Annotated in this window: 26 protein-coding genes; 23 read left to right on the forward strand and 3 right to left on the reverse strand. The window is 41.8% G+C overall.

Going from position 1 to position 23,631, the window contains the following annotated elements; all coding sequences use genetic code 11:
* The first annotated feature begins 267 nt into the window (after positions 1–267).
* The 7 genes from miaB to hfq all read left to right on the forward strand — a co-directional run bounded on the left by miaB (position 268) and on the right by hfq (position 8,896).
* Positions 268–1,806 (forward strand): tRNA (N6-isopentenyl adenosine(37)-C2)-methylthiotransferase MiaB, encoded by a 1,539-nt coding sequence (gene miaB, locus PFZ69_RS15275; protein ID WP_270181911.1) that lies wholly within the window; start codon positions 268–270, stop codon positions 1,804–1,806.
* On the forward strand, positions 1,806–2,222 hold the full coding sequence (locus tag PFZ69_RS15280) for a RicAFT regulatory complex protein RicA family protein (RefSeq protein ID WP_270181912.1): 417 nt from the start codon (positions 1,806–1,808) through the stop codon (positions 2,220–2,222). The genes miaB and PFZ69_RS15280 overlap by 1 nt, the downstream gene beginning before the upstream one ends.
* A gap of 232 nt (positions 2,223–2,454) precedes the next feature.
* A complete protein-coding gene (cotE, locus tag PFZ69_RS15285; RefSeq protein WP_224882245.1) occupies positions 2,455–3,006 on the forward strand; it encodes an outer spore coat protein CotE in 552 nt (183 codons plus the stop codon).
* A gap of 137 nt (positions 3,007–3,143) precedes the next feature.
* Positions 3,144–5,747, forward strand: a complete 2,604-nt coding sequence (mutS, locus tag PFZ69_RS15290) for a DNA mismatch repair protein MutS (protein WP_270181913.1) — start codon at positions 3,144–3,146, stop codon at positions 5,745–5,747.
* A gap of 22 nt (positions 5,748–5,769) precedes the next feature.
* Positions 5,770–7,632, forward strand: coding sequence for a DNA mismatch repair endonuclease MutL (gene mutL, locus PFZ69_RS15295; protein ID WP_270181914.1), 1,863 nt, complete (start codon positions 5,770–5,772; stop codon positions 7,630–7,632).
* A 45-nt stretch (positions 7,633–7,677) separates the two neighbouring features.
* Positions 7,678–8,616 (forward strand): tRNA (adenosine(37)-N6)-dimethylallyltransferase MiaA, encoded by a 939-nt coding sequence (gene miaA, locus PFZ69_RS15300; RefSeq protein ID WP_270181915.1) that lies wholly within the window; start codon positions 7,678–7,680, stop codon positions 8,614–8,616.
* A 46-nt stretch (positions 8,617–8,662) separates the two neighbouring features.
* Positions 8,663–8,896 carry an RNA chaperone Hfq gene (hfq, locus tag PFZ69_RS15305; RefSeq protein ID WP_224882269.1) on the forward strand — a complete coding sequence of 78 codons (234 nt, stop codon included), beginning with the start codon at positions 8,663–8,665 and terminating at the stop codon, positions 8,894–8,896.
* A gap of 46 nt (positions 8,897–8,942) precedes the next feature.
* Here hfq and PFZ69_RS15310 read toward each other — a convergent pair whose 3' ends face one another.
* Positions 8,943–9,920, reverse strand: coding sequence for a tyrosine-type recombinase/integrase (locus PFZ69_RS15310; RefSeq protein ID WP_270181916.1), 978 nt, complete (start codon positions 9,918–9,920; stop codon positions 8,943–8,945).
* A gap of 109 nt (positions 9,921–10,029) precedes the next feature.
* Here PFZ69_RS15310 and PFZ69_RS15315 point away from each other — a divergent pair, with 109 nt between their 5' ends.
* From PFZ69_RS15315 to PFZ69_RS15360, 10 genes are all read left to right on the forward strand, one after another.
* Entirely contained in the window at positions 10,030–10,215 is a 186-nt protein-coding gene (locus PFZ69_RS15315) for a cold-shock protein (protein WP_270181917.1), read from the forward strand.
* A 14-nt stretch (positions 10,216–10,229) separates the two neighbouring features.
* Positions 10,230–10,589 (forward strand): hypothetical protein, encoded by a 360-nt coding sequence (locus PFZ69_RS15320; RefSeq protein ID WP_270181918.1) that lies wholly within the window; start codon positions 10,230–10,232, stop codon positions 10,587–10,589.
* Positions 10,590–10,668: 79 nt separating this feature from the next.
* Positions 10,669–11,595, forward strand: a complete 927-nt coding sequence (spoVK, locus tag PFZ69_RS15325; RefSeq protein ID WP_270182068.1) for a stage V sporulation protein K — start codon at positions 10,669–10,671, stop codon at positions 11,593–11,595.
* Positions 11,596–11,650: 55 nt separating this feature from the next.
* Complete coding sequence (gene hflX / locus PFZ69_RS15330; protein WP_270181919.1) at positions 11,651–12,913, forward strand: GTPase HflX; 1,263 nt, start codon at positions 11,651–11,653, stop codon at positions 12,911–12,913.
* Between the two features lie 11 nt (positions 12,914–12,924).
* Positions 12,925–14,193 carry a methionine gamma-lyase family protein gene (locus tag PFZ69_RS15335; protein WP_270181920.1) on the forward strand — a complete coding sequence of 423 codons (1,269 nt, stop codon included), beginning with the start codon at positions 12,925–12,927 and terminating at the stop codon, positions 14,191–14,193.
* Positions 14,194–14,423: 230 nt separating this feature from the next.
* Positions 14,424–15,761 carry a type I glutamate--ammonia ligase gene (gene glnA, locus PFZ69_RS15340; protein ID WP_270181921.1) on the forward strand — a complete coding sequence of 446 codons (1,338 nt, stop codon included), beginning with the start codon at positions 14,424–14,426 and terminating at the stop codon, positions 15,759–15,761.
* Between the two features lie 126 nt (positions 15,762–15,887).
* Positions 15,888–16,409, forward strand: coding sequence for a dihydrofolate reductase family protein (locus PFZ69_RS15345; protein WP_270181922.1), 522 nt, complete (start codon positions 15,888–15,890; stop codon positions 16,407–16,409).
* Positions 16,410–16,524: 115 nt separating this feature from the next.
* Positions 16,525–18,192, forward strand: a complete 1,668-nt coding sequence (locus PFZ69_RS15350; protein ID WP_270181923.1) for an acyl-CoA dehydrogenase family protein — start codon at positions 16,525–16,527, stop codon at positions 18,190–18,192.
* 34 nt (positions 18,193–18,226) lie between these two features.
* A complete protein-coding gene (locus PFZ69_RS15355) occupies positions 18,227–18,772 on the forward strand; it encodes a 2'-5' RNA ligase family protein (RefSeq protein ID WP_270181924.1) in 546 nt (181 codons plus the stop codon).
* 258 nt (positions 18,773–19,030) lie between these two features.
* Positions 19,031–19,261: a hypothetical protein gene (locus PFZ69_RS15360; protein ID WP_270181925.1), complete on the forward strand. Its 231-nt coding sequence runs from the start codon at positions 19,031–19,033 to the stop codon at positions 19,259–19,261.
* Between the two features lie 69 nt (positions 19,262–19,330).
* Here the strand turns inward: PFZ69_RS15360 and PFZ69_RS15365 are convergent, their stop codons facing one another.
* Together PFZ69_RS15365 and lexA are read right to left on the reverse strand one after the other, a co-directional pair.
* Entirely contained in the window at positions 19,331–20,089 is a 759-nt protein-coding gene (locus PFZ69_RS15365; RefSeq protein WP_270181926.1) for a sporulation protein, read from the reverse strand.
* A gap of 103 nt (positions 20,090–20,192) precedes the next feature.
* Positions 20,193–20,813: a transcriptional repressor LexA gene (gene lexA / locus PFZ69_RS15370; protein ID WP_270181927.1), complete on the reverse strand. Its 621-nt coding sequence runs from the start codon at positions 20,811–20,813 to the stop codon at positions 20,193–20,195.
* 153 nt (positions 20,814–20,966) lie between these two features.
* Here lexA and yneA point away from each other — a divergent pair, with 153 nt between their 5' ends.
* The 6 genes from yneA to PFZ69_RS15400 all read left to right on the forward strand — a co-directional run bounded on the left by yneA (position 20,967) and on the right by PFZ69_RS15400 (position 23,557).
* On the forward strand, positions 20,967–21,290 hold the full coding sequence (yneA, locus tag PFZ69_RS15375; RefSeq protein ID WP_270181928.1) for a cell division suppressor protein YneA: 324 nt from the start codon (positions 20,967–20,969) through the stop codon (positions 21,288–21,290).
* Positions 21,290–21,940, forward strand: coding sequence for a YneB family resolvase-like protein (locus tag PFZ69_RS15380; RefSeq protein WP_270181929.1), 651 nt, complete (start codon positions 21,290–21,292; stop codon positions 21,938–21,940). Before yneA ends, PFZ69_RS15380 begins: the two co-directional genes overlap by 1 nt.
* 67 nt (positions 21,941–22,007) lie before the next feature.
* Positions 22,008–22,244, forward strand: coding sequence for a DUF896 domain-containing protein (locus tag PFZ69_RS15385; protein WP_270181930.1), 237 nt, complete (start codon positions 22,008–22,010; stop codon positions 22,242–22,244).
* A 118-nt stretch (positions 22,245–22,362) separates the two neighbouring features.
* Positions 22,363–22,647, forward strand: coding sequence for a HesB/YadR/YfhF family protein (locus PFZ69_RS15390; RefSeq protein ID WP_270181931.1), 285 nt, complete (start codon positions 22,363–22,365; stop codon positions 22,645–22,647).
* 150 nt (positions 22,648–22,797) lie between these two features.
* On the forward strand, positions 22,798–23,241 hold the full coding sequence (gene sirA / locus PFZ69_RS15395; RefSeq protein ID WP_270181932.1) for a sporulation inhibitor of replication protein SirA: 444 nt from the start codon (positions 22,798–22,800) through the stop codon (positions 23,239–23,241).
* Between the two features lie 91 nt (positions 23,242–23,332).
* On the forward strand, positions 23,333–23,557 hold the full coding sequence (locus PFZ69_RS15400; protein WP_224882311.1) for a YneF family protein: 225 nt from the start codon (positions 23,333–23,335) through the stop codon (positions 23,555–23,557).
* Positions 23,558–23,631: the final 74 nt, after the last annotated feature.

Consider the following 23,631-nt stretch of genomic DNA (forward strand, 5'->3'; position numbering starts at 1 on the left):
TCCGTTAAGCGTTTACGATGTAAAGAATGGTACTCGTTCGACAATTTAGTAGATTCTAAAGCGATACTGCCTTTTCATCATCCGGTCTTATTGCTTAAATACGTACAACCCCTTATAATAAGGTAATGTCCACCGTTAAACATTAAAGGATCAAACATAAAGAACATAGGCTTGCACGATGTGCACTGCCTGTTTTTTCTAAGTTTAGGAGCAACATGCTCCTTTTCATAGCAGAGTTATCCTTTGACTGGAAAGGAGACGTAACATATGAACGAACAACAGCGGCTTGCGTCGTCGCACATTCAGACACCAAAGAAAACGGAGAAAACGACTGAGGACTTTGCGAAGTATTTTCAGACTACCTATCAGCCACCTTCGTTAAAAGATGCGAAAAAGCGCGGAAAAGAAAACGTTAACGTACATTATGACTTCGAGATTCCTGAGAATATACGAAACCTAGGTCAAGATAAGAAGTACTTGATCCGTACGTATGGTTGTCAGATGAACGAACATGATACTGAGATCATGGCTGGAATTTATGAGGGCATGGGCTTTGAAGCAACGACCGTTGTGGAAGAAGCTGATGTTATCTTGCTGAACACATGCGCGATACGAGAGAACGCGGAAAACAAAGTGTTTGGAGAGCTCGGTCACTTAAAACCTCTTAAGATGGAGAATCCGAATTTGATCATCGGGGTATGTGGCTGTATGTCTCAAGAAGAGTCGGTCGTCAATCGAATCATGCAAAAGCATCAGTTCGTAGATTTGATCTTCGGAACGCACAATATTCATAGACTGCCTCAATTGATGGAGCAAGCCGTCTTCGGTAAAGAAATGGTTATGGAAGTGTGGTCCAAAGAAGGCGATATCATTGAGAATCTTCCAAGAACCCGTAAAGGTGAGATCAAAGCGTGGGTTAACATCATGTATGGCTGCGATAAATTCTGTACATATTGCATCGTGCCTTATACCCGAGGCAAGGAGCGAAGCCGCCGACCTGAAGATATCATTCAGGAAGTAAGGCACCTCGCAGCAAAAGGGTATAAAGAAGTGACGCTTTTAGGACAGAATGTGAATGCGTACGGAAAAGACCTTGAGGATATGGAATACGGCCTAGGTGATCTAATGAATGAAATTCATAAGATCGACATCCCAAGAGTGCGTTTTACTACAAGTCACCCACGAGATTTTGATGATCGTCTTGTAGAAGTTCTTGGACAAGGTGGCAACCTGCTCGATCACATTCATCTTCCGGTTCAGAGCGGAAGCAATGATGTTCTTAAGCTCATGAACCGTCGATATACGAGAGAAACGTATTTAGAACTTGTTGGGAAAATTAAAGCAGTTATGCCTAATGCAACGTTCACGACGGATATTATCGTCGGCTTTCCAAACGAAACAGATGAACAGTTTGAAGAGACGATGTCACTCGTAAGAGAAGTAGAGTTTGATAGCGCTTATACATTCATCTATTCACAGCGAGATGGTACGCCAGCAGCAAAAATGAAGGATAACGTGCCGATGGAAGTGAAGAAAGAGCGTTTACAGCGTTTGAATGCCCTTGTAAATGATATGGCGGCGAAGAAAAATGCAGCATACGAAGGGGAAATCGTTGAAGTGCTCGTCGAGGGTGAAAGTAAAAAGAATCCTGACGTCCTATCGGGCTATACGAGCAGAAACAAAGTAGTTAACTTCAGAGCACCGAAGTCTCTTATCGGTGAGCTCGTTCAAGTGAAGATTACGAAAGCAAAAACCTGGTCGTTAGACGGAGAATATATAGAAAATACTGCAGAGGTGAAAGCATAATGATTTCAAGACAAGAAGTGATCGTAAAAGCAAAAGAGCTAGCTAAGCTCGTATCTGAGACGGAAGAAGTTGATTTCTTCAAGCGTGCAGAAGAAAAGATAAATGAAAACAAGAAAGTGCAAAGTTTAATCGCTCGCATTAAGCTTGAACAAAAAGAAGCGGTTAACCTTCAGCATTATGGTAAGCATGAGGCGTTGAAAGAAAAAGACGAGCGTATCGACAAACTGATGGAGCAGCTTGATGAAATTCCTGTTGTTCAGGAATTCAAACGTTCTCAGTCAGATGTGAATGATCTTCTTCAGCTTATTGCGAATACAATCTCAAACACCGTCACAGATGAGATCATCGAAGCGACTGGTGGTAACGTACTAGAAGGTACGACTGGCTCTGCACAAGGATCTGGTTGTAGTAAGTAAAAGTCGGGAGTTTTCCCGGCTTTTTTTTATGCTTTGTTATGCTGATATTCGTGCTCCTATTCCGTTTTTAATTTCATTCACCGTATTTTTTTTAGAAATTTTACAAAAGGTTGTAAAGCATTGTACATAAGGGTCATAGACTGATAGTGGAACAGCCTTAATAAAAAAAAGGCACACTAGTCATTTGTCATGCATAGGATGAGAATGAAGATTGGAAGAGGAGGTATGATCGATGTCAGAGGATTATAATTACAGAGAGATATTCGCCAAAGCTGTTTGCGGAAAAGGGCGTAAATTTACTCAGGATACAAACACAGTTACTCCAGAGCACAAACCTTCAAGTATTCTTGGTTGCTGGATCATCAACAACAAATTCAAGGCGAAAAAGCACCATGATTGCGTCATTGTTGAAGGCTCTTATGACATTAATATCTGGTACTCATACAGTCATAACACAAAAACAGAAGTCGTAACGGAAAACGTTAAATATCGTGAAGAAATCCCTCTTCGCTACAAGGATAAAGATTGCAAAACGGACGAAGTGGTTGCAAAAGCGATTCAAGAGCCGAACTGTCTTGAAGCTACCATTGCACCGAACGGAAATAAAATTATCGTTCAAGTCGAAAGGGAGTTTCTCGTAGAAGTGATTGGAGAAACAAAAATTTGCGTTTACGTGAATCCTGATGGCTGTGAAGATGATGATGACGATTGGGAATATGAAGTAGAAGATGAAGAGTTTGAAGATTTAGATCCGAACTTTTTAATTGGTGATCTTGAAGAATAGTCGTACCAGGGAGAAGGGGTTCTTCTTCCTGGTTTTATTTTTTTTGCCGAGTCACGACCTTCTTTATCATAGAAGCGTTGAAGAATGATGTGATATACTGTTAGCTGAATAGAAATGTAGATTGGTGGAGAAGAAGTATGGCTCGATATACCCCTATGATCGAACAATATTTACGGATTAAGGCAGAGTATCAAGATGCCTTTTTATTTTTTAGATTAGGTGACTTCTATGAAATGTTCTTTGAAGATGCGACGCGTGCATCTAAAGAGCTTGAAATAACGTTAACGAGTAGAGATGGCGGGGGAGAAGACCGTATCCCGATGTGCGGTGTTCCTTATCATTCTGCAGAAAACTATATTTCTCAACTAGTAGAAAAAGGATTTAAAATTGCGATATGTGAACAGACTGAAAACCCGAAGCATGCAAAAGGCGTGGTGAAACGAGAAGTCGTTCAACTCATCACACCAGGAACAGTCATGTCAGATCGTTTGATAAAAGAAAAGGAAAACAACTACATAGTGGCGATATCTGAATTTGAAGATAGCACATATTCCCTAGCTGCGAACGATTTAACCACAGGTGAAACCATGGCCACGATCTTAACTGGCGATCATCATGAAGTACTTGGTGAGCTTTCGAATCTATCTCCAAAAGAAGTAATTCTTGGAACTGAAGATGGTCCGTTAGCGACTGCGATCCGTGAAAGAATGTCTCTTACCGTTTCGACCGAGGATAACGTTACGATTCCAGAGCAGTTTCAGGAACTTTCTGAGCACATCGATCAGAGCAAGCTACTGAGTGCATTTGGCCGGTTGTTGCATTACTTGATTCGAACTCAAAAACGCTCGATGGATCATCTTCAGCCATTACGTCATTATCACGTTTCACAGTATATGAAGCTCGATGTGAATTCAAAACGAAACCTAGAGCTCGTTGAAACGATCAGAGACAAGAATCGGACAGGCTCTCTTGTATGGTTTTTAGATAGTACTGTCACGGCTATGGGAGGGCGTCTCCTCAAACAATGGGTAGAACGACCGCTATTGCAGCATCGTGAAATCGTGAAGCGACAGGAGCTTGTTGAAACGATGATGAAGCAGTTTTTCGAACGTGAAACGATTCGTGAACAGCTGCAGGGGGTTTATGACCTCGAGCGATTAGCTGGTAAAGTTGCATTTGGAAACCTGAATGCGAGAGACCTCGTCCAGCTTCGTAAATCATTAGAGAAAATCCCTGGGATCAAACAAGCCGTAACAGAACTCGATAATACGTATGCTAGTGAGCTTGGAGATGAGATCTTAACATGCGATGAGCTGACTGAGCTTTTGAGTGAAGCGATCGAAGACAACCCACCTCTCTCAGTAAAAGAAGGGCAGATGATTCGAGACGGTTATAATAGCGATCTCGATCGCTATCGTGATGCGAGCAGAAATGGGAAGGATTGGATCGCTTCCTTGCAGATGCAAGAAAGAGAACGAACGGGCATTCGTTCGCTTAAGATAGGTTACAATAAAGTCTTTGGATATTATATCGAAGTGACGAGATCTAACCTTCAGAATCTTCCTGAAGGAAGGTATGAAAGGAAACAGACGCTTTCTAACGCAGAGCGTTTTATTACTCCTGAACTGAAAGAAAAAGAATCTCTTATACTTGAAGCTGAAGAAAAAATTGTTGACTTGGAGTATGACTTATTCACGAATCTAAGAGAGCAAGTGAAACAGTATATTCCAGAACTGCAAAAACTAGCAAAGAAGATTAGTGAACTCGATGTATTGCAAGCATTCGCAGTTGTTAGTGAAGAAAATCGTTTTACAAAACCGTCCTTTTCTAAAGATCGACAAGTAGCGATCGAAGCGGGGCGCCATCCGGTTGTAGAAAAGATGCTAAAAGGGCGAGAGTATGTTGCTAACGATGTAATGATGAATGAAGATCGCGAAATCCTATTGATTACAGGACCAAACATGAGCGGTAAGAGTACGTATATGAGGCAGTTAGCGCTCATCTCCCTACTTGGTCAAATCGGCTGTTTTGTCCCAGCGGAATCTGCAGTACTTCCAATCTTTGATCAAATCTTCACTAGAATTGGAGCAGCAGACGACCTTGCTGCAGGTCAAAGTACATTTATGGTGGAAATGCTTGAGGCGAACTATGCGATCACGAAAGCGACAGAAAATAGCTTGATTCTACTAGATGAAATTGGTCGTGGAACTTCTACGTATGATGGAATGGCCCTCGCGCAGTCCATCATCGAGTACATTCATGATCATGTTCGAGCTAAAACATTGTTTTCAACACATTATCATGAATTAACATCGCTTGAAGAGGAGCTACAGCGCGTGAAGAACGTGCATGTTAAGGCTGTTGAAGAACAAGGCCGAGTTGTATTCCTTCACCGTGTACACGATGGTTCAGCTGATAAGAGTTATGGAATTCACGTAGCTCAACTTGCGAATCTACCAGACCAACTCATTAAACGGGCTCAAACGATCTTGTCTGAGTTCGAGTCGAGTACAGAAACGACTGAAACAACTGAAACGAGTGCGAGTCCAAAACAAGAGTACGTGAAAGCGAACGAAGACGCACAGCTAGCTTTCTTTGATGAATCAAATGTAAAGAAGGGGCGTTCAAAGTCATCTGGTGAGGAAGCGATTCTAAAGAAGCTCAAATCCGTCGATATTATGGAAATGACCCCGATGGATGCGATCAATACACTCTATGAATTAAAGAAACAGCTAAAGTAGGAATGAAAGAAAGGTGAGGAAAATGGGGAAGATCGTTCAACTTGATGATCAGCTTTCAAATAAAATAGCAGCAGGTGAGGTTGTCGAAAGACCAGCCTCAGTTGTGAAAGAGCTTGTAGAGAACGCGATCGATGCGGAAAGCAGTGAAATCAGGATCGAAATCGAAGAAGGCGGTCTCTCCAAGATCCGAATCGTGGATAACGGAACGGGCATGGACGAAGAGGATTGTAAACTTGCATTTTTTAGACATGCTACGAGCAAGATTCGAAATGAGCGAGATTTGTTTCAGATTGAAACGTTAGGGTTTCGAGGAGAAGCACTTCCAAGTATCGCGGCAGTTTCTCATCTCGAGTTAAAGACCTCTACAGGTGAGCGTGCTGGCACATATGTGAAGATCGAAGCAGGAGAAGTAACCGAATTTAAGGCGACAGATAGTCGGAAAGGGACTGAACTGACGATTTCAGGTCTTTTTTACAATACACCCGCTCGATTGAAGCATATGAAGACTGTGCACACAGAGCTTGCGAACGTTGCAGATGTTGTAAACAGACAGGCCATGGCTCATCCAGAGATCGCCTTCAGGTTCTTTCATAATGGTAAAAAACTGTTGTCTACAAATGGCAGTGGAGAGTTGTTACAAGTCATCGCAGCGATCTACGGCTACAATACTGCTAGAAAAATGCTTCCGTTACAAACAGAAACGATTGATTTCAACGTGACGGGGTATGTTGCAAAGCCAGAACTAACGCGCGCTTCACGGCAGTACATCTCTCTCGTCATCAACGGCCGTTATATTAAGAACTATCCGATTACGAAAGGTATTCAGCAGGGCTACCATACGCTGCTTCCAATCGGGAGGTATCCGATCGTCGTGCTTCATATCAAGATGAATCCAACGTTGATCGATGTGAACGTGCACCCATCGAAATTAGAAGCGCGTATTAGTAAAGAACAAGAGCTCGCGAAAGCGATTGAAGACGCAATCACTGCAATATTCAAGAAAACGGAGCTTATACCAGAACAAAAACCATTGAAGCAGAAAGAAAAGGAGAGCGAGCAGCCGGCTTTTCACTTTCAGCATGAAAAACAGGACGTTCCTGAAAAGCGTCTGATTGAAGAAGCGACTCCTTCACCTCAAAAAGTTACGACTGAAGAGGCTAACGATTCGTTTGTAGAACCTTTTAGTGTAAAAGAAGAGCTGTCACTATCAAACTATGAGTCGCCCGTAAAGACTATGGAAACAAGCAAAGTCGATGAGTTAGAACGTGCAATCGACTACGTTAAGGAGAAGAGTGAGGAAACACGTATTCCTCCGCTTTATCCAATCGGACAAATGCATGGGACATACATTCTCGCTCAAAATGAGAACGGCCTCTACATCATCGACCAGCACGCTGCTCAAGAGAGAATCAAATATGAGTTTTACCGTGAGAAGGTCGGCGAGATCGATCCGGAAGTACAAGAACTCCTCGTACCGATCACGCTTGAATATACGACTTCAGAATGTGTGATCATCGATAGCCGAATTGAAGATCTTCAGAGTGTTGGGGTGTTTTTAGAATCATTTGGTCGCAACAGCTATCTCGTCAGCTCTCATCCTGTATGGTTTCCAAGCGGAGCAGAGCAGGAGACGATCGAAGAACTCGTTCAAGAAGTGATCGACAATCGCGCGATCGATGTGAAAAAGCTAAGAGAAGAAGCAGCGATCATGATGTCTTGTAAGAAGTCGATCAAAGCGAATCGTCACTTACGAGATGATGAAGTGTTCACACTTCTTGAGACGCTTCGAAAGGCGATCGATCCGTATACGTGTCCTCACGGAAGACCGATCATCATTCATTACTCCACATATGAGATGGAAAAAATGTTTAAGCGAGTGATGTAACGTCGAAAATGAGAACAAACTCAGTGGAAAGAACGTGAATAGGTTATGACTAACGATCAAAAATTAGTAACGGTTTTAGGTCCTACTGCTGTAGGTAAAACGAAAACAAGCATCGAGTTAGCAAAAGCCTTGAACGGAGAAGTGATCAGCGGTGACTCGATGCAAATATACAGAGGGATGGATATAGGGACGGCCAAAGTAACGGAGTCAGAAATGGAAGGCATCCCTCATCATCTGATTGATATAAAAGAGCCAACAGAAAACTTCTCAGTGGCAGAATTTCAAGAACTCGCGACAAATCTTGTTCGTGAAATTAATGAAAGAGGGAAAGTTCCGATCATCGCTGGCGGAACGGGTCTCTATGTGAAAGCTGTTACGCATCAATATTCGTTTTCTGAAGTGAAAGAAGATGAAGCGTATAGGAGAAAGCTAGAGCGGATTGCAAACGAGGAAGGTCCAGTTGCATTCCACTCGAGGTTGAAAGATATCGATCCGAAGAGTTATGATTCGATTCATCCGAACAACATTCGGCGAGTAATTCGGGCGCTAGAAGTCCATCATGTGACGGGAAAGCCAGTTTCCGCCTCGAAAGATTCTCAACCTGAGCACTCGCCTTATCATCTTGTTAATGTTGGGTTGACGATGGATAGAGACACACTTTATCACAGAATCAACAAGAGGGTAGATCTAATGATGGAAGAGGGGCTATTGGAAGAAGCACGCACCCTTTACGATCAAGGCGTGAGGAACTGTCAATCGATCCAAGCGATCGGTTATAAGGAAATCTATCGATACATTGAAGGAAAGGTATCCTACGAGGATGCGGTCGATGAACTAAAGCAAAACTCAAGAAGGTACGCGAAGCGTCAGCTAACATGGTTTCGACATCAGATGGACATCGACTGGTTTGATATGACGGAGAATAGAGAAGAAAAAATACGAAAAATATTACACTCTGTTGCAGGAAAGTTAGCAGATAACTAGAACTGTACATATTGAATGCCTTTAGAGAAAAAGAGGAGGACTGAATATGAAGCAACAGATTAACATCCAGGATCAATTTCTGAACCAGCTGCGCAAAGATAATGTTTTTGTAACAGTGTACCTACTGAACGGATTCCAACTAAAGGGGACGATCAAAGGATTCGATAACTTTACGATCATTCTTGAGTCCGATGGGAAGCAGCAGCTGATTTATAAACACGCGATTTCTACTTTCGCTCCTCAGCGTACAGTTGAAATAAATTTTGATTCTGAAAAGTAATACCGGTCCCTCGTTCTAGGTAGGACGAGGGACTTCTTTATGAGAGCTAAGATGGTTGATGGGTTTCAAGATAATCGAAGTATCTCTTGAGAGTTAACTCTGATTTCAGTCCAAACTTACTCCGTAGATGTTCGATCGAAGCATCCTGTTCAATCGCTTTGATCACACACGTCCTTCGCATGTGCTGAGCCGAAACTCCTTTTCGAATACCTGCTCGCTGTACTTCTAAGCGGATCATCTTTTGTACGGCGATTTCTGTCAGTCGCTTCGGTCGATCCACTTCATAACTCCATCGGTACGTTTGACGTTGAAAATCAAATGCAACGAATAAAGGATCATCACTTTTTAACCGAGGACGAACAGGGGCAGGTATCGTTTGGTAGTAACTGAATAAGATCTTCTTATGTTCTGGATCGAGCTTGATCGTCCTGTTACCTGAAGCTGAATTAACTTCTAATTCGTTCTGTTCAAAAGATACGTGCTTCATGGATAACTTGCAGAGCTCTTGTAAGCTTAGGCCGTAATTAAGAAACAAACGTGCGATGATAAGGTTTCGATCGATTAGGAACTCACGTGCTTTTAACTGGTTTTCAGTTAAGTCAGCAAGAGAAACGATTGTTTCTAACAACCGCTCGCTTTCGCTTTCTCCCACAAAATCTTCTTCCTTAAATCCACTTTCTTCATTCGTGGGGAGGACAACTTCTTTCATAGGATTGTTCTTTGTCCGATTTAATGACATATAATAACGGTATACTTGATTCAATACTGTCATGATTCGTTTGAGGGTTCGCTCAGAATAATGACGTTCTAAATGTAAGTAACGAATGTATGATTGTAGCTGTTCTGTCGATAGCTCACTAAAGTTTTGAAATTCAACTTTTCGATGAAATGTCTTGAGCCAGGTTGTAAAGTCGACAAGGTCATACCGATAACGCCGGATGGTTGACGCCCGGCGTCCCTTTCTTTCAAGGGAGGTAAGGTACTCCTCTAGAAAATCAGGTAGCGGTTGCTCAAATAGTTCCATTGCGTTACCCCTTTCTTTTTTCCATTATAACAAACAACGTGAAATGAATTACATGATTTTGGTTTTTTTGGGAATGCTAACAATACTAAACAATAAAGGAGCGGTTGCAATGGCCTTTTTTTCAAAACAGCAACAAGAACCAATTCCTGAAGTTGACACTGATGTGTGGTCATGTTCCAGTGGGGACTGTTCTGGTTGGATGAGAGCAGATTATTCCTTCTCAGACACACCTTCATGTCCGTTATGTGGCGGTGAGATGGCGAGTGAAGTACGTAACCTCCCTGAGATTAAGTAAACGGAGGCTGTGATATGAATAAACTGATCGAAAAATTAGTTGATAAAGCGCTCAGCATTACAAAAGCTGAAGGGAAGGGGAAACACGTCATCCCTCAGCAACGGTTCTCTACCGTCTTCAAAGACCTCTCTGGCGTAAAGTCTGAAGAATTTTCATACCTTGGAATAGGGTTCAAGAGGTATACGTATAAGGACGATGATGTTTTTGTGAGGCAGCTCGAACATGCTGACGGAAATGTGCTCGAATTAGACATCACTGAAAACGATCGCTACCTCCATCATTACAGATCGTTCGAGAAGAACTCGGCTGACCAAAAAGTAACCATACCAGAGAAGTTTGTGGATCGAATGATACAAGGGAAAACACTCGAATAGGAGTGTTTTTCTTTTGGGCATTTGTCACGCTTTTTGGGCGGGTGCGTATACTATCGTGTCAGAATAAAACGAGGTGAGCATCTTGCAGCAATCTATCACTCAGCGAAAAAGTCAGATTAATATTGTTTTGCACCATGCTGAAGAGAAATTGGAAGCAGCTGACTCTGCGCTTGCTGAAGCAGCGAGAAAGCATATTCCTCTTGAACGGATTCAAAAAGAAATGGAACAGTTGATCGGGTTAAAAGAAGTGAAGCACCTGTTAAAAGAAGTATATGCATGGTTATTCGTTAACCAGTGCCGTCAAGAAAATGGTTTGAAACAAAATCCTCAGGCCCTTCACATGATGTTCAAAGGGAATCCAGGAACAGGAAAGACTACAGTCGCAAGGTTACTAGGTACCCTTTTCTTAGAAATGAACGTCCTATCGAAAGGTCATTTGATCGAAGTGGAAAGAGCGGATCTTGTTGGTGAATATATCGGACACACCGCGCAGAAAACAAGAGAGCTCGTTAAGAAGGCTAAGGGAGGCATTCTTTTTATAGATGAGGCGTATTCCCTTGCACGTGGTGGCGAGAAAGACTTTGGGAAAGAAGCGATCGATACATTGGTGAAAGCGATGGAAGATAACCATGAGGACTTTATTTTAATTCTTGCCGGTTATTCTGAAGAAATGGATAACTTCCTATCTCTCAATCCGGGGCTGCCATCGCGTTTTCCACTTGTGATCGACTTTCCGGACTATTCGAATGATGAATTGTTAGAAATCGCAAGAAAGATGGTAACGGAGCGTCAGTATCGTTTTTCTAAGGAAGCAGAATGGAAGTTGAAAAAGTCATTCATCATGAAGAGAATCGATGAGACAGGGGCTTTTAGTAACGGTAGATTCGTTCGTAATATTATCGAGAAAGCCATTCGAAAGCAGGCTGTTCGGCTCCTCGGAGCGGAAGTGATCGACCGGACGTCACTCGAGCTAATCCTGCCAGAAGACATCCCTATAGAAGATTAAAGGGCCATCTGGTATGATGAGAGCAGACTGATAAGTAAAGGCAGGGAACGTACTGTTGAAAAAAGACCGAATTGAAGTAGCTGAACCAGCAATCTTGATCGGCTGTCAGCTTCCAGATCAAACAGATGAGCAGTTTGCCTATTCGATGGATGAACTTGCTGCATTAACAGAAACGGCTGGCGGAGTAGTGTTAGAAACGCTTTCTCAGAAAAGAGAGCGCATCCATCCAGCAACCTATATCGGGAAAGGAAAAGTAGAAGAATTGTCTCACCTGATCGATGAAAACGAAGCTGGCGTCATAATATTTAATAGTGAACTTTCACCAAGTCAGCTTCGTAATCTTTCAGAACAGCTCGAAGCGAAAGTGATTGATCGAACGCAGCTTATTCTGGATATATTTGCTCAAAGAGCAAGGTCGAGAGAAGGGATGCTGCAAGTGGAGCTCGCACAGCTGCAATACATGCTGCCTCGACTTGCTGGTCAGGGATCTTCTTTATCTCGACTCGGTGGTGGAATTGGGACAAGAGGACCAGGTGAAACGAAGTTAGAAACCGATCGCCGATACATTCGAAACCGGATCTCTGACCTTAAGAAGCAGCTAGACAATACTGTGAAGCATCGAGAGCAATACAGGCTTCGCAGAAAGCGTAATGAGACCCTTCAAGTTGCACTTGTCGGATACACGAACGCTGGAAAGTCAACGATCTTTAACGGACTGACCAAGGCTGACTCTTATGAAGAAGATAAGTTATTTGCTACTCTCGATCCTATGACAAGACAGCTAAAACTGCCGAATGGATACAACGTACTGCTTACAGACACGGTAGGATTTATTCAAGACCTCCCTACGACGCTCGTTGCTTCCTTTAAATCGACGCTGGAAGAAGCAAAGGAAGCAGATTTGATCCTACATGTGATCGATGCATCTCATCCAGATCGGGAGCGTCATGAAGAAATCGTTCTGAATCTACTGAAGGAGCTCGACGCTTCTCATATCCCTGTTCTCACCGTGTTCAACAAGATCGATCGCGCAGAGCCTGGTGTAAGAAGCAGCATGAACGAGCAGATTCATATCTCAGCTAAGAAAAAAGAAGATCTAAGGAAACTGAACGAGACGCTTCAAAGTCAAGTGTTAAAGCAAATGGAGTACTATTCGATCTCACTAAAGGCAGATCAAGGAGATAAGCTCGCATTCCTTCAGAGAAATACGATTCTCATCGAGCGAAAGTGGGATGAAGATCATAAGCATTACCGGTGCAAAGGCTACACCCCAGCGCACCTCTATCAACGTATCGCTACAGAATGGAACAACGATTAGGAGAAGAAACGATGTTTAATCACTTTACACACCAAGAGAAATTGAAACAGCTATCTACTGAAGCAGAAGAAAGAATTTACCCAATACTGAAAGAAATCGATCAACGGGTTGAAAGCAATCAATACCGTGTACTTGAAGCCTTCCATAACAATAAGATCAGCGACTATCACTTCACTCCATCAACTGGCTATGGTTATGATGATGATGGGAGAGACACACTCGAGAAACTTTACGGTGATGTCTTTGGAGCAGAAGCAGGACTTGTTAGACCTCAGATCGTTTCTGGTACGCATGCAATATCGACAGCCTTGTTTGGAATATTACGTCCTCAAGACGAGCTTCTTTATATTACAGGAGCACCTTATGACACGCTTGAAGAAATTGTCGGTACAAGAGGAGAAGGTCACGGATCTTTAAAAGACTTCCATATCGGCTACCAAGCTATCCCATTAAAGAATGATGCGATCGACTACGAAGCTGTTAAAGCTGCGATTACAGAACAAACGAAAATGATCGGTATCCAACGTTCAAAAGGATATGCGAACCGCCCTTCATTCACGATCGATGAAATCAGTGAGATGATTTCATTTGTTAAATCGATTAAAGAAGATGTGATCGTATTTGTTGATAACTGCTACGGAGAATTCGTTGAAGAACGTGAACCTTGTCATGTCGGAGCAGATTTAATGGCGGGTTCATTGATTAAAAATCCAGGTGCAGGAATCGTGAAAACCGGTGGATACATAGTCGGAAGGGAAGACCTAATCGAACTTTGTGGTTACCGATTAACTTCGCCTGGTATCGGTAGAGAGGTCGGAGCGTCGCTGTATTCGCTCCAAGAAATGTACCAGGGGCTATTCCTTGCTCCTCATACTGTAGGACAAGCAGTAAAAGGAGCCGTTTATAGCTCTGCGCTGCTAGAATCCGCAGGCTTCAATACGAGCCCTTCTTGGGATAGTAAACGAACGGATCTGATTCAATCTGTTCAGTTTAACGACCGAGAGCGGATGGTGTCGTTCTGCCAGGCGATTCAAGCAGCATCACCAGTAAACGCGCACGTCCGTCCAGAGCCCGCTTATATGCCAGGATATGAAGATGACGTCATCATGGCTGCAGGAACATTTATTCAAGGAGCTAGCCTCGAACTGTCTGCCGACGGACCACTAAGAGCACCTTATGTGGCGTATGTTCAAGGTGGATTAACATATGAACATGTGAAAATTAGTGTATTGAGAGCAGTTGATGACCTTCTAACAAAAGGTCTCGTATCGATCAGCTAAAGCAGGGGGAATCCCCTGCTTTTTATTCGCCCTAAAAGTATGTTAGATAATCTGACATACTCTGTCACGACGACAAACGGTCTAGTGTATAGTATAGTATAAGTGAGAAAGGGATCGGCAATTGGGAATGTTCTATGAATTCAGAAAAATTTTGTTTCCGTTGTCTGTAAAACACAGGTTTGGTTATCCCAATTTCTAAACTTTTTATTTCTAAGGAGGATTTAATTTACATGGCTAGCAAATACACAGCAGATGATATCAAGCGCCTCGCAAGTGAGGAAAATGTTAAATTTATTCGCTTACAATTTACAGATCTACTAGGAATTATCAAAAACGTTGAGATCCCAGTCGATCAGCTTGAAAAAGCTCTTGATAATAAAATGATGTTCGATGGTTCTTCTATCGAAGGGTTCGTACGTATCGAGGAATCGGACATGTACCTTTATCCTGATCTAGATACTTGGGTCGTTTTCCCTTGGTCATCTGAAAAAGGTAGAGTTGCACGTTTGATCTGTGACATCTATAGCCCTGACGGCACTCCTTTCGATGGTGATCCACGTTCCGTTCTGAAACGTGTACTTAAAGAGATGGAAGAGCTTGGATTCTCTGACTTCAATATCGGACCTGAGCCAGAATTCTTCCTTTTCAAAATGGATGAAAACGGTGAGCCTACGCTCGAACTAAACGATAAAGGTGGCTATTTTGACCTTGCCCCTACAGACCTTGGTGAAAACTGCCGTCGTGATATCGTGCTTGAGCTTGAAGACATGGGCTTTGAGATCGAAGCGTCTCACCACGAAGTTGCACCTGGTCAGCACGAAATTGATTTCAAATACGCAGATGCAATCACAACGTGTGACAACATTCAAACGTTTAAATTGGCTGTAAAGACGATCGCTCGTCAGCACGGACTACATGCAACGTTCATGCCTAAGCCACTATTCGGCGTTAACGGTTCCGGAATGCATGCGAACATGTCATTATTCAAAGATGGAAAGAACGCATTCTACGATCCGAACGACGAAATTGGCCTAAGTGAAACAGCGCGTCAATTCATCGCTGGTACGATGAAGCACGCAGAAGCATTCACAGCGATCACAAACCCAACGGTCAACTCTTACAAGCGTCTTGTTCCAGGATACGAAGCACCTTGTTACGTTGCATGGTCTCTTCGTAACCGTAGCCCGCTTATCCGTGTTCCTGCATCTCGCGGAATCAGCACGCGTATCGAAGTTCGAAGCGTTGATCCATCAGCGAACCCGTACTTAGCGATGGCAGCACTACTTGCAGCTGGTCTTGACGGTATCAAGAACAACATGACGCCTCCAGCTCCAACAGAGCGTAACATCTACGTGATGGACAAAGATGAGCGTGTAGCAGAAGGCATTACTGATCTTCCTGCAACGCTACACGATGCACTTGAATTGCTTAAGAAGGATGAAGTCATGATGAACGCTCTTGGTGAGCACGCTTCTGAACACTTCATCGAAGCGAAAGAAATCGAGTGGGATATGTTCCGCACGCAAGTTCACCCTTGGGAACGCGAACAGTATATGACGACTTATTAATAAATTTTTTAAGCTCCTAACCGCCACAGGTGGTTAGGAGCTTTTTCTATGGGGTGTTGATTAGCGTTCAATCAAAAGGTTAGGTAAACTAGTAAATGGACATTGAAATTAAAGGAGGGAAAGAGAGTGAGAAAAGTAGTCGTGTACATAGCAACGAGTCTAGATGGATATATTGCAACGAACGATGATTCGTTAGACTGGCTGTTTCGAGGCGAGATTGAAGGAGATGCTGGCTATTCTGAGTTCCTTGAGAGTGTGGATACCGTATTGATCGGTAGAAGAACGTATGACTGGGTGATGGATCAGGAAAAAGGGAACTATCCTTACAAGGGCATTGAAAGTTATGTATTTACAAAGAGAACGCAGGAAAATACGGAGCATGTATCGTTTATTAACGAAGATATTTCAACATTCACACGTGAGCTGAAAAAACAAGAAGGCAAGACGATTTGGCTAGTCGGTGGTGGAGAGATTATCCATACTTTGATGCGAGAAAAACTAGTGGATGGGTTTATTATTTCCATCGCTCCTTCTCTTATTGGAAAAGGGATACCACTGTTCAAGGAATCTGACATCGAGCAAGATTTGTTATTAACATCCGTAAAGCAATATGGTCAGTTTGCACAGCTACATTATGAAGTGAAATAAAAAGCTACAGGACCTCCTGTAGCTTTTTATTATACTTAACATTTTATGGAACTTAACTAGAGGTTAGTGTAGAATTAAACTATCTGAAAATTTAAAATTAAAAAGGGGGCTAGCTATGAATTTTTATCTAGAAGATCCAAACTTATCATCTGTATTGGAGCAGTACTTAGAACCCAACTTTTATAAATGGGCTGAGAAAGAGTTATACGAGTTTGGAGAACGTTGTGGGACAGAGATTGATGAACGTGCAGTACATACAGATCGAGAAGGCCAGCCAAGGCTCATTAAGTACGATAAGATGGGCAACGATATATCTGAAGTATGGGTGAACGAAGGGTACAAGAAAACGGTTAGTGAGACGTATAATCGTGGCATCGTAGCCTACGTACATAAAGAGATTCCAGACCTCGGTACGAAAGGGAACTATCTTTATTCGTTCGCGCAAGGCTACCTTTTGTCACAGTCAGAACCAGGGTTTTATTGTCCGGTCACATTAACGATGGCGACTGCGTATCTTCTCGATCACTACGGAGATGAAGCGCTCAAGAAGAAATACCTTCCACATGTCCTATCTACTGGCGAGGTCGAGCTTTATGAAGGAGCGACATTTTTAACTGAACGACAGGGAGGATCTGATGTAGGAGCGAACGAAACGAAAGCCATTAATGAAGGAGGTGATTATAGGCTCTACGGAGAAAAATACTTTGCTAGTAATGCAGGTACGTGTGGTGTAGCGATGGTACTTGCTAGACTCGAAGGTGCCCCAGAGGGAACGAAGGGATTAAGCCTCTTTCTTGTTCCGTGGAGAAAAGAAGATGGTAAAGTGAATGACTTATGTATAAGGCGGCTGAAAGATAAGCTAGGCGTGAGAGCAGTCCCTTCAGCTGAAGTAGTATTTGAAGGGTCGAAAGGCTTTCTAGTTGGAGATGCGAGCAGGGGATTCTATTATATGATGGAAGCGTTGAACCTCTCAAGGCTTTGCAATGCGATCGCCTCAGTAGGAATCATGCAGCGGTCTTTTCTTGAAGCAAAGGAGTATTCGTACAGGCGTGAAGCGTTTAGAAAGCAGTTAAAAGATTTTCCGATGATAAAAGAAAGTTTAGTAAAGTTAAAGGTGAAACAAGAGGTTGAACTCAGCAGCGTTTTTTCTGCAATCTCGCTATTTGACGGTGTGATGGATAAACAATCACATGTGACGACAGAGGACGAAGCCTTAAATCGGTTGCTCATCGCTCTTGTGAAAAAAGAATCCGCAGAGCAAGCAGTTCGATTCGCGCATGAAGCGATTGAAATGCACGGTGGGAATGGGTACATAGAAGACTTCGTCACACCAAGACTATTACGAGACGCTCAAGTATTAACGGTTTGGGAAGGAACAGCGAATATTCTTGGTTTAGAGGTGCTTAGGCTGATCAAAAAGCACAAAGTCCATCTGATCTTTATTGATAAAATGAAGCATGAGTTAGAGAAAATTCCACAGGAAGCAGGTAGGAAAGAACTTGTTTACGGTGGTATTTCAGTACTAGAGAAGAAATTGGCGCAATTGGAGAAGATGGATGAAGCACGACAGACTCTCCACTGTAAACGGATTACTAACTTAATGACGTCTATCTATGAAAGTGTGATTTCGTTAAGAGATGCCGCGGCAGGCGGGATGAGAAAGCGTGCGATAGCGGAACTTTTTTTACGAGACACGTGGGGTAAAGATGAGTTTGAGCTTAGTGATCAAACCTTAACGTATTATGAGTTGATTATTGAACATAAAGAAAGCGTGAAGACTTAGTGAACGATAAACGTTGTTAAAGGTGGCTAATTTCATGTTTTGGGTTGTAGCGTTATTTGATAAGAATACAGAACAAGAAATCAAAGCGATATGGGAAGAGCTAAAGCAAAACTCGATTTCTTTCTACTCAGAAGAAGTGAAAGATGCGAGGCCTCATCTCACATTGGGACATTATTACGAGTTAGATAAAGAGGCATTCATTGAAGGTATGAAAACATTTTATGAAGCAAAAGGTTGCTTCGAAATTACATTTAATACGATTGGATCCTTTTTAAATTATCAAACCCTATTTCTATCACCTACACATACAAAAAAACTATTAGAGCTGCATTCAAATCACCATGATTTTTTTAGTGAGTTAAGTACGAATGCCAATCCATACTATGAACCTGATCAATGGATACCGCATTGTACGTTGGCAAATAACTTATCATCCGATAAACTCTCTGAAGCATTCAACTATTGTATGAAACGAATTCAAACGATTGAAGGAAGAGTTGAAGAAATTGCACTTATTGAATTGGTAGATGAAGAAGGCTTTGATGCTCCTATAATCTATAAAAAGCCATTAAAAGAGTAGTGATTCTTGATAGAAAATGTTTATTTGGAAGGAAAACAGCTACAAGAAGCTGTTTTTCTGTTAAGTAAAAGATTTGAAGATGTACTTAATTCCATCCCATAAAGCTAAGCTCGCTATTACGACTAAAATCAGTTTAGCAGTATTTTTCACTAGGCACCTCCAAAGCTTTGTAACTGTAGTACGTACTAAATATGAGAAAAGTTTCGGTTCTTTAAAAGGTGTAGTGTAAGCATCGAAATGTGAAGGCGGTAGAAGAGAATGATATGGGTTATGACTCAAAATCTTGAAAGCTTCGTGAATGTGAAAGAAATAACTGTAAAAGATAACATGATCGAAGGGGTCATAGAGAGAAGATTCTTCATCGAATGGAAAAAGACGTTAGGAACGTTTGAATCGAACGAAAGAGCATTGGAAGTGCTTAAGGAATTGTATAATGGTATCGATGAAAGAGTCGGGAATATTACAAAGGTAGTAATACCATTAAAATAACGTGAACTCTCCGTAATCAAAAAACTGTCTCGATAAACAATCGAGACAGTTTTTTGTGAATCTATAAGATTACTTTTTATATTGATCAATTTTTAGCTGTAATTTTCTTGCGATAACGTCAGATGAATCGTTCAGCTCTTGGTTTGTTAACGTCACTTTTGCAATGCTTTCGTCCATTTCCAAAGCTTCTGCAAACAATCCTCCGAGTCCGCGAGCGCGGCGATCGACTTCAAGCATGACATCTAAATGGTTATCGTGTAAAAAGAAGATCACTTCGAGTTCATCTAAGTAAGCGCGATATTTCCCGCTAGGCGTGAATTCGAACTCTTGAACATAGCCGTAGCGAGACTGCTCCATTTCCACCTTTTTCACATGGAAGCCCAGGTAGCTTTCTAATGCTTCGATTACTTTTTTTACATGTGGATGTGGAGAAACTTGAATAAGGTCTCTATCTTTTGGATCAAGCGCCATCGGGATGTCTAGGCCTGTCTCAAACCATACTGGAAGCCTTCCGAGTGAAGCTGGCGTGTCGTATGGCAGTTGAATGGAAAACGGAATTTCTTTCGTTTCACCTTCTGAGATCTTCTCCTGATCAGCAACCTTATATTTCTTTAGCGCCACTTTTTCTCTTACTTTTTTATCATCTACTTCACGGATAGCTTCTGTCATAAGGAAGATATGAATCGCATCGATCGATTGCTCGATTTCACCACCCTTTATGACTACTTTACCATTAACGGTTTCCCCCGGAACGAAATAATCCTTCTCTAACTGCGTATCAACCTTTGCAGCACCTACTCCGACACTTGCTAGAAACTTCTTAAACATGATTTTCCACCTTTCATAATTAGCTGTTTCCTGATTATACGATAAGAGATAAAGAAAGGATTCATGTTTTTAGAATAAAAAATAAGAAGCGCAATTTGCGCTTCTAGTGGATTGAACGAAATACACCGATGACTTTACCTAGAATGGAAACTGAATCAAGGATGATCGGCTCCATCGATGAATTCTCTGGTTGTAGGCGGAAGTAGTTGCTTTCTTTAAAGAATCGCTTAACCGTAGCTTCGCTATCTTCCGTCATCGCAACAACAATATCTCCGTTGTTCGCAGTAGGCTGTTGTTTCACAATTACCATGTCACCGTTATAAATGCCAGCTTCGATCATACTGTCACCTTCGATGATTAGCATGAACGTGTGCTCGTCATCTTGTACAAAGTGTTCTGGTAGAGGAAAATACTCTTCAACATTTTCGATCGCCGTTATCGGTTGGCCGGCAGTTACTTTACCAATGACCGGAATGTTCACCGTTTCTGGACGAGGAATATCGATCGTTTCATCTAGTCCGAGTACTTCGATTGCTCTTGGTTTCGTTGGGTCGCGTCGGATGTAACCTTTCTTCTCAAGTCTTGCAAGGTGTCCGTGGACAGTTGAGCTTGAAGCGAGTCCTACAGCTTCACCAATTTCTCTAACGGAGGGTGGATAACCCTTTTGTTTCACTTCGACTTTAATAAAGTCCAGAATATCCTGCTGACGGTTTGATAGTTTCATATCTCTGGCACCTCGTTCCAATCTATCTATTTGTTAGTAGTATACCAGAATTTTTGTTCGCATACAAACATAAGTTCGAAAATTCAGTTGACACGAACAGAGGTTCTGTTTATACTGAAACCAGAACAAATATTCGTATTCGGGGTGATTGGGATGAGAAAACAAGCTAGAGGCTTGTCTGGAATTGATTTTCTTGTCATTATATCTTTTGTGGCCGTATTAATATTCGTGTTTGTATCATTGAGAGCAGCAGCTGCTGAAGGGTATGATCGTTATACTGAAATTGAATTAGAGCGGGGAGATACTGTTCTTGAAATCGCAGAAGAATATCGTGATGCACATGAGCTGTCTGACCGTAATTTTATCAGCTGGGTGGAAGAAGCGAACAAAATAGATGCAGATCGAATAGTAGCAGGAGATACACTTATCATTCCTGTTGAGGCAAATGCAACAGCGCTGGGGGTAAAGGAAAAGTAATGAATGCAATCATATACTGTCGGGTAAGTACAAAGAAAGAAACACAGGAATCATCACTTGCCAGGCAAAAAGAAGAGCTGCAAAGATTTGCAGCTCAATCTGGTTTTACAGTACATAAAGTGATCGAGGAAAAGCACAGTGGATATGACATTGATCGAAATGGCATCTTAGAAGTTTTAGATTTGTTGAAAGAAGGCTCAGCAGACGTTCTTCTTATTCAAGATGAAACAAGATTAGGAAGAGGAAATGCTAAGATCGCCCTGCTTCATGCAGTCCATAAGTATGGCGGAACGATTTATACAGTAAACCAGAACGGTGAGCTACAGCTATCTGAAGCTGATTCGATGGTCCTTGAAATCGTAAGTATCGTTGAGGAGTTTCAAAGAAAACTACATAACCTTAAAATAAAGCGAGGAATGGAGAAAGCGGTACGAGAGGGGTATAAGCCTCAGCGGAATTTAAGTGACCAACGGCACGGTGGAAGGGAACGAAAGATTGTTCCGATCGAAGAAATAGTGAATTTACGTGATAGAGGGTTAACGTTCCACGAGATTGCCGCTACGTTAAAAGGGTTTGGTTATGAAGCATCAAAAGCAACGGTTCATAGGCGCTACAAGGAGCATGTTGACGAATTGGAGAAGAAGCTATAAACTTGCCTGTGGTAACGACTTACGTTAGGATAAAAGTAATTAGATGTTATAAAGGAGTTATTTCTGTATGTTATCACAGGATAAAATAAAGCGAATTAATGAGCTCTCAAGAAAATCAAAAGAGTCTCAACTAACAGATCAAGAGAAAAAAGAACAAAAAGATCTTCGTCAAGAATATCTTCAAAGTCTTCGTTCTTCCTTTGAAAACCAACTTCATTCCATTAAGGTAGTGGATGAGACGGGCGATGACGTTACACCTGACAAGCTAAAAGAGAGTAAAAAAAATAGAGGTCCGATTCAGTAAAAATAGCCTAATTTTGCATTTCGCAAAATTAGGCTATTTTTTTGGTTGCAATTTTTAGAAAATTCGTTATACTGTACTATAACAAGGTGTTATATTACAAAGAGAGAGGATGGATAGGATGTTTGTTGTAACGGATTCAGCGGCTGAGTTTTACAAGAATGAAATGGAGCTTAATAATGGGGATTGTTTAAGACTTTTTGTAAGGTACGCTGGGAGTGGAGATAGCGGTGGATTTTCACTAGGAGTAATGTCTGATAAGCCTGCTACAGACGATTTCAAAAAAGAAGTTGGGGGAATCACTTACTTCGTGAAGCCGGGAGATGAATGGTTCGTTGATCGAATGAAACTAGATTATGATGCGAAGTGCGGTGGCGTTCTTTGCGACCTACCGAGCATGGCATAACATAAACCTGTACTATAACATAGATGTTATAGTACAGGTTTTTTAGTTTCGACAAAACTAGTGGAAACTGAACTACAGGTATAGACAATCATCTTAATGAATTTCCTTTATACTTATGTTTATTATACAAGGTAGACAGGAGGAATCGTTATGAGGCATTATGAGATGCACTTGATCAAGCAAGAAATAGCCGTTCAATATGGTGGAAAAGAACTCCTGTTATATCAACTATTTAATGAAAGAAAACGTACGCTTCAGAAAGAAGCAAAAGAATTGCTAGATAAACAAATTGAATTTATTTCAGAGTCTATCCCTGTAATAGATGTGAATCGATATCTTGTTTCAGAATTAGGTGGATTCCGGAATTATGAATATCGAAATGGAGGGCATTGTTTAACGATTTTACAATCGAAAAGTGACGGCTCTCTGTTTGTAAACCAAAAGAAAATCAACGTATATTCGAACGGTACATATGAAGCAGAGACGATCTTCTTTGAGGTGCTAAGAAAGCTCACTCCTACTTTATTTGCCATCGATCATCAATCGAATCGATATGGATGGCTCAACCCGCTCAAAAAACAAAAGCTAGTTTAAACAAACCCTACTATTTTAGTAGACGTTATTGTATAATCAGGAAGGGTTGTAGTACACTAATGGAAGAGAAAGAATAAGGAGGAAATACAGCATGTGGTGGATGTATACGCTTGTGGGCGTTCTAGCATTAATTGCTGGGGCTGCGCTTGGCTTTTTTATTGCCCGCAAATATATGATGGATTATCTAAAGAAAAATCCCCCTATCAATGAAAATATGCTTCGCGTAATGATGATGCAAATGGGGCAAAAACCTTCTCAGAAGAAGATTAATCAGATGATGAAGGCTATGAATAGTCAAATGGATAATAACAAATAATGTACTGGCACTCTGGGAACAGAGTGCTTTTTATATGGAGGGGTTTTGGTTGACGGGCATATTCTAGATGATGA

Source organism: Alkalihalobacillus sp. CinArs1, assembly GCF_947387515.1.
GTDB lineage: Bacteria > Bacillota > Bacilli > Bacillales > Guptibacillaceae > Guptibacillus.

Excerpts from the sequence above, each read along its gene's own strand:
- PFZ69_RS15310 (WP_270181916.1), bottom strand. The coding sequence starts at position 9,920 with ATGGAACTATTTGAGCAACCGCTACCTGATTTTCTAGAGGAGTACCTT.
- miaA (WP_270181915.1), top strand. The coding sequence starts at position 7,678 with ATGACTAACGATCAAAAATTAGTAACGGTTTTAGGTCCTACTGCTGTA.
- PFZ69_RS15315 (WP_270181917.1), top strand. The coding sequence starts at position 10,030 with ATGGCCTTTTTTTCAAAACAGCAACAAGAACCAATTCCTGAAGTTGAC.
- yneA (WP_270181928.1), top strand. The coding sequence starts at position 20,967 with ATGAGAAAACAAGCTAGAGGCTTGTCTGGAATTGATTTTCTTGTCATT.
- PFZ69_RS15320 (WP_270181918.1), top strand. The coding sequence starts at position 10,230 with ATGAATAAACTGATCGAAAAATTAGTTGATAAAGCGCTCAGCATTACA.
- PFZ69_RS15360 (WP_270181925.1), top strand. The coding sequence starts at position 19,031 with ATGATATGGGTTATGACTCAAAATCTTGAAAGCTTCGTGAATGTGAAA.
- cotE (WP_224882245.1), top strand. The coding sequence starts at position 2,455 with ATGTCAGAGGATTATAATTACAGAGAGATATTCGCCAAAGCTGTTTGC.
- PFZ69_RS15280 (WP_270181912.1), top strand. The coding sequence starts at position 1,806 with ATGATTTCAAGACAAGAAGTGATCGTAAAAGCAAAAGAGCTAGCTAAG.
- PFZ69_RS15380 (WP_270181929.1), top strand. The coding sequence starts at position 21,290 with ATGAATGCAATCATATACTGTCGGGTAAGTACAAAGAAAGAAACACAG.
- PFZ69_RS15390 (WP_270181931.1), top strand. The coding sequence starts at position 22,363 with ATGTTTGTTGTAACGGATTCAGCGGCTGAGTTTTACAAGAATGAAATG.
- PFZ69_RS15365 (WP_270181926.1), bottom strand. The coding sequence starts at position 20,089 with ATGTTTAAGAAGTTTCTAGCAAGTGTCGGAGTAGGTGCTGCAAAGGTT.
- PFZ69_RS15385 (WP_270181930.1), top strand. The coding sequence starts at position 22,008 with ATGTTATCACAGGATAAAATAAAGCGAATTAATGAGCTCTCAAGAAAA.
- miaB (WP_270181911.1), top strand. The coding sequence starts at position 268 with ATGAACGAACAACAGCGGCTTGCGTCGTCGCACATTCAGACACCAAAG.
- PFZ69_RS15355 (WP_270181924.1), top strand. The coding sequence starts at position 18,227 with ATGTTTTGGGTTGTAGCGTTATTTGATAAGAATACAGAACAAGAAATC.
- lexA (WP_270181927.1), bottom strand. The coding sequence starts at position 20,813 with ATGAAACTATCAAACCGTCAGCAGGATATTCTGGACTTTATTAAAGTC.
- glnA (WP_270181921.1), top strand. The coding sequence starts at position 14,424 with ATGGCTAGCAAATACACAGCAGATGATATCAAGCGCCTCGCAAGTGAG.
- mutL (WP_270181914.1), top strand. The coding sequence starts at position 5,770 with ATGGGGAAGATCGTTCAACTTGATGATCAGCTTTCAAATAAAATAGCA.
- mutS (WP_270181913.1), top strand. The coding sequence starts at position 3,144 with ATGGCTCGATATACCCCTATGATCGAACAATATTTACGGATTAAGGCA.
- PFZ69_RS15400 (WP_224882311.1), top strand. The coding sequence starts at position 23,333 with ATGTGGTGGATGTATACGCTTGTGGGCGTTCTAGCATTAATTGCTGGG.
- sirA (WP_270181932.1), top strand. The coding sequence starts at position 22,798 with ATGAGGCATTATGAGATGCACTTGATCAAGCAAGAAATAGCCGTTCAA.
- PFZ69_RS15350 (WP_270181923.1), top strand. The coding sequence starts at position 16,525 with ATGAATTTTTATCTAGAAGATCCAAACTTATCATCTGTATTGGAGCAG.
- PFZ69_RS15335 (WP_270181920.1), top strand. The coding sequence starts at position 12,925 with ATGTTTAATCACTTTACACACCAAGAGAAATTGAAACAGCTATCTACT.
- hfq (WP_224882269.1), top strand. The coding sequence starts at position 8,663 with ATGAAGCAACAGATTAACATCCAGGATCAATTTCTGAACCAGCTGCGC.